Annotated in this window: 3 protein-coding genes and 2 pseudogenes; 3 read left to right on the forward strand and 2 right to left on the reverse strand. The window is 71.0% G+C overall.

The window, feature by feature from the left end:
• From BHU15_RS41850 to BHU15_RS36150, 3 genes and pseudogenes are all read left to right on the forward strand, one after another.
• A pseudogene (locus BHU15_RS41850) lies at window positions 1–261 on the forward strand (hypothetical protein); the annotation flags it as partial.
• Window positions 262–263: 2 nt separating this feature from the next.
• A pseudogene (locus BHU15_RS41855) lies at window positions 264–572 on the forward strand (hypothetical protein); the annotation flags it as partial.
• Between the two features lie 123 nt (window positions 573–695).
• Window positions 696–2,138 carry an RICIN domain-containing protein gene (locus tag BHU15_RS36150; RefSeq protein ID WP_069630968.1) on the forward strand — a complete coding sequence of 481 codons (1,443 nt, stop codon included), beginning with the start codon at window positions 696–698 and terminating at the stop codon, window positions 2,136–2,138.
• 66 nt (window positions 2,139–2,204) lie between these two features.
• Here BHU15_RS36150 and BHU15_RS36155 read toward each other — a convergent pair whose 3' ends face one another.
• The gene (locus tag BHU15_RS36155; protein WP_069630969.1) at window positions 2,205–2,636 is read right to left on the reverse strand and encodes a DUF4913 domain-containing protein; all 432 of its coding nucleotides are present in this window, start codon (window positions 2,634–2,636) and stop codon (window positions 2,205–2,207) included.
• Window positions 2,637–2,707: 71 nt separating this feature from the next.
• Window positions 2,708–4,761 (reverse strand): ATP-binding protein (locus tag BHU15_RS36160; protein WP_069630970.1); only part of this gene is annotated, 2,054 nt, incomplete at its 5' end.

The following is a 4,761-nucleotide window of genomic DNA, read 5'->3' on the forward strand; positions in this document are numbered from 1 at the left end:
GGTCCAGTCTGGATCCCGGTGTGCTGCGCGGGGAGCGGCCGGAGAAGGCCCTCGCGCTGATGAATCCGCACCAGGAGGATGTCCAGGACTTCGTGACCGCCGCGCTCGGCGAGCCCAGTGAGGAGAACGACCCGCTGCTGCTGTTCAGCCGCTTCGCGCAGTCCGAGGTGCGGCTCGCGGGGGACGTGGTCAAGACACGGGGCGAGATCACGTTCAAGGAGGGCAAGCGGGGCGCGGTGGAGGTGACCAGTGATGTCACCTNNGTCGTCCGCGCCGCCGGCGGCAGCGACGAGGTCGCCCGCACCATCGCGCGCCGCGAGACGGTGATGAGCTGGGACGACCCCTCGAAGGTGATCACCGAGAAGGGGACGTTCACCCTGCTCTCCTACAAGGTGGACGCCACCAACGGCGGTTGTGACAACTTCACGGGCTACTTCCTGCCCGAGTTCAGCGCCGACCGTACGGGCGAGGGTTCCGGGCCCGAGGTGGACCCGTACGACCGGAGCACGTCGATGGACACGAGCATGGACGCGGCCGGCGACGCGGAGTGCGGAATCGCCTCCCGGTCGTGAGGACCGGTCCCGGTCGTTGAACTGTTTTGCCCGAATGACCGTTGCGGTGTGAGCAGAGATGTTGTGGCGCACGGCCCTGCCCGCGCGGGGCCGCGCCACCGACACCGTAACGAAGGGATGCACATGAACAGAGGTGACGAACCGGGCGCCGCCGGTCCGGGGCCCGAGCCACCCTCTCACTTCGCCGTCGTCATCTTCGGCGACGGTACCGCCACCATCGACGGCGACCCCGTGGCCGTCGTGCCGGGCGAACCGCTCGATGTCGCGATCCTCGACATGCTGCACGGGTACGCGCGTGCCCGGAACGCCCCCGTGACGGGAGCCATCACCGACCCGTCCGCGGACTACGTGGCGATCGTCGAGGTCGAGCCGGACGGGTCGAGCAAGCTGCTGGAGCAGGTGGGGGAGGACAAGGCCAAGGGCGAGGGTGCGGGCGTTGCACCTGTCGTCGCGCCCGCGGTCGCGCCCGCCGTCGCTCCCGACGAGCCGTTCGAGTCCGGCCGGCCCCGTCCCCAGCCCGGCGAGACGCGCGCCGTGCCGAAGCAGCCGGCCCTCACCACACCCCCCACGCCGAAGTCCGCGCTGTCCACGCCCTCGCCGCCGAAGTCCGCGCTGTCGAAGCCGCCCAGCGTCCGTCCGGCCGTCCTGATCGGGGACTCCGGCCGGAAGAAGTCGCAGTCGCAGTCGGACGACGAGTACGAGCAGCCCAGTCTGTTCCAGCGGCCCTCCTTCATCGGAGGCGTGGCCGCCGCCGTGGCGGCGCTCGTCATCGGTTCGCTGGTGGCGCTGGGCAGTGGCGGATCGGCGGGCGCCGAGGGCAACAGCGCGGCGGCAGGCTCGGGCAACGACGCGAGCAAGTCCCCGATGGCGTTGAAGCCGCCGAGCTCGTCGGCCCCCGCCTGGATACCGCCCTCGCCGACCACGTCGCCTTCCACCACGGCGTCGCCCTCTCCCTCGACGTCGCCCTCGCCGAAGCCCTCCGCCTCGACGACGAAGCCCGCGCCGCCGAAGCCGAAGGCCGAGGTGAAGCCCCCGCCGCCGAAGCCGAAGCCGAAGCCGAAGGGCGCGAAGCCCGTCTCCGGCCCGAAGATGCCGACCGGCGACCTGCTGATCAAGAACAAGAAGTTCGGCTCCTGCCTCGACATTCCCGGTCATGGCAAGGGCAAGGCGGATGCGCGGATCCAGGACTGGCTCGCCTGCGACCCGTCGAAGACCGACAACCAGCGGTGGATCCTGCACAGGACCCACAAGGGCGCCGGCACCGGTGGCTCCGACCTCTATGTGATCCGTAACGCCAAGGACCGGATGTGTCTGGACCTGCGAGGCGAGGGCGCGGCCCAGGTCTCGGCGCCGGTGGTCGAGTACGGCTGCAAGCCCACCCTCGCGGACAACCAGCTCTGGTGGTTCGACAAGCGGTCCAACGGCACGTACTGGATCCGCAACCAGGCCAGCGGCGACATGTGCCTCGACCTCTCGCGGACGGACAAGAAGTCCGCGAACGGCGGCGTCACCCTCTTCCCGTGCAATGACAAGGACGACCACCAGTGGTCGTTCATCAAGGCCTGAGCCGAGCGCTCGGCAGGAGCCGGGGACGGCCGCGGGTGGAGACCCGCGGCCGTCCCCGGCCCTCCGTCAGTTCCGCGGCTGCGGCGGCGGGGCGAACGGGTCGGTGGAGTCCACGGTCGGTGCCTCCTTCGCCCGGTGGTTGCCGGGCTTGCAGCCGGCGAACGGCCCCGACGGATCACGCAGCGACTGCATGACCGGGCCCAGATAGTCCCGGTGCCAGTTCGCGGGTCCGCACATCCCCGAGCCCGGACCGGTCAACTCCGCCCAGGCGAGCCACAGTCCGTGCAGCATCGCGACCGCTTCCTGGTGCTCCCACCAGCGCGAGCACCAGGGCGCGGCGGAGGTGATCTCCCTGCCGTAGACCGGGAGCAGCACATGGTGGGTCCACAGCGTGAGCTGCCGCAGATTCTGCGCGTACTCGGGCCCCTCCAGATAGAGGATGAAAAGAGGCGGCGAGGGCGCCGCCTCCTGCTCGGCTTCAGGAGTGTCGACCGTCATCGCGTTCCCTTCGTGGCGTGCCGTACGGGCAGCACAACGCGCGTGGGACGTACGGGGTTCAACCCGTCAGCTCACGCCGCCCGCTCGGGGTCGTCCAGCCGGCTCAGCTTGTCCTTCATGTTCTCGGCGTCCGGGTGGTCGAACTTCGTCCAGACCGCCAGCGCCTGCTGCCAGCTGTCGCGGGCCGACTCGGCGTCCCCGGTGGCCAGTTGGAGTTCACCGAGGTTGCTGAGGGTGTAGCCCTCGCCCCAGGCGTTGGCGACGTCCCGGTGCGCCTCGAGCGCCTGGCCGTAGTGCTCGACGGCCTCGTCGTAGCGCTCCAGCCGCTGGTCGACGGTGCCGAGGGTGTCGAGTACGACGCCCTCGACCCAGCGGTTGCCGACGGTACGCAGGACGGTGAGCGACTTCTCCAGGCTGTCCTTGGCCTCGTCGAACCGGCCCAGCCGCTGGTAGGCGTCGCCCAGGTTGGCCAGGACGATCGCCTCGCCCCAGGAGTAGCCGCTGAGCTGGAACATGACCAGCCCGCGCCGGCTGTACTCGACGGCCTTGTCGAGTCTGCCGCTGTTCAGATGGACGTTGCCCAGGTTGGCCACGGCGTGCATCCGGCCGTAGGTGTCTCCCAGCTCCCGGCGGATGTCCATCTCCTGCCGGTAGTGCTCGATGCTCTCGTCGAACCGGCGCAGCTGTGTCAGCGCGCCGGCCGCGTCGCCGAGGCTCTGGGCCTCGCCCTGGCGGTCGTTGGCGGCGCGGGCGGCGGCGAGCGCCGTCCGGGAGGTGTCGAGCCAGTCGTGCAGATGGTTACGGAGGTAGAAGAAGCCCCACAGGGTGGCGGCCAGCCGCCAGGCGATGTCCGCCCTGCCCGACGTGGCGGCCTGGTGCACGGCGGCGACCAGGTTGGGCCGCTCGATCTCGCACCACTGGAGCGCCTGGTCGTGCGTGGTGAACGACAGGGGCCGGCTGCCGCGGGGCGCGGGGTCCAGCCGGATCCGGCGGCGGTGCGGGGCGAGGAGGAGGTAGGCCGAGTCCACGGTGTGCAGATACCAGGACAGGAGCCGCTCGACCGCCCGGTCCTGCTCCGTCGACGGCTCGTCGGTGGTGACCCGTTCGCGGGCGTAGACGCGCAGCAGGTCGTGCACGGTGTAGCGGCCGGGGAGGCGTTCGATGAGCAGGTGGGCCTGGGAGAGTTCGGTGAGCAGGGCGCGGGTCTCCCGGAGGGGCAGGGCGGCCAGGGCGGCGGCGCCGGGCGCGGAGACGTCCGGGCCGGTGTGCAGGCCGAGCAGCCGGAACAGCCGTGAGGCGGGTGCGGACAGGGCGTCGTACGACCAGGAGAAAACGGTGCGCAGGTCCGTGTTGAGATCCCCGCTCTCGAAGGCGTCGAGGCTGCCCTGGCTGTCGTACAGCTCGTCGGCGATGGCGCTGAGCGGGAAGCCGGGGTTGATCGCCGCGCGGGCGGCGACGACGGCGAGTGCCAGCGGCAGCCGGGCGCAGAGCGCCACGATCTCGTCGGCCGCGACCGGTTGTGCCGTCAGCCGCTTGGTGCCGAGCCGCAGCCGCAGGACGTCGTGCGCGTCCGCGTGCGTCAGTTGATGGAGGGTCAGGGGCCGCGCGCCCTCACCGGCGATCAGGCTGGTGAGCTGGTTGCGGCTGGTGACGATGACGAGGCAGCTCGCGGATCCGGGCAGCAGGGGGCGGACGTGTTCGGCGTCGCGGGCGTTGTCGAGGAGGATCAGCATGCGGCGGCGGGCGAGCAGGGTGCGGTAGAGCAGCGCCTGGGCCTCCGGCTGCGCGGGGATGCGCTGCGGGGGGACGCCGAGCGCGTCGAGGAAGATACGGATGGCTTCCTCCGGCGCCATGACCGAGCCGGTCGCGTCGAAGCCGCGCAGATTGATGAAGAGCTGTCCGTCGGGGAAGCGGTCGGCGACCTCGTGGGCCAGATGGACGGCGAGGGTCGTCTTGCCGACGCCCGCCATGCCGGTGACGACGCTGATGGTCATCTTCTGCGAGTCGTCGGAGTCCTTGGGCAACAGGTCCCGGACGTCCGCGAGTTCGGTGCGCCGTCCGCTGAACGTGGCCAGGTCGGCGGGGAGTTGGGCGGGGCGGTTGACCGAGGCGGTGGGCGCGGCGG

It is taken from the genome of Streptomyces niveus, assembly GCF_001723055.1.
Taxonomy (GTDB): Bacteria; Actinomycetota; Actinomycetes; order Streptomycetales; family Streptomycetaceae; genus Streptomyces; species Streptomyces niveus.

Bases quoted from the DNA above. Each gene is read 5' to 3' on its own strand.
- BHU15_RS36150 (WP_069630968.1), top strand. From the start codon at position 696: ATGAACAGAGGTGACGAACCGGGCGCCGCCGGTCCGGGGCCCGAGCCA.
- BHU15_RS36155 (WP_069630969.1), bottom strand. From the start codon at position 2,636: ATGACGGTCGACACTCCTGAAGCCGAGCAGGAGGCGGCGCCCTCGCCG.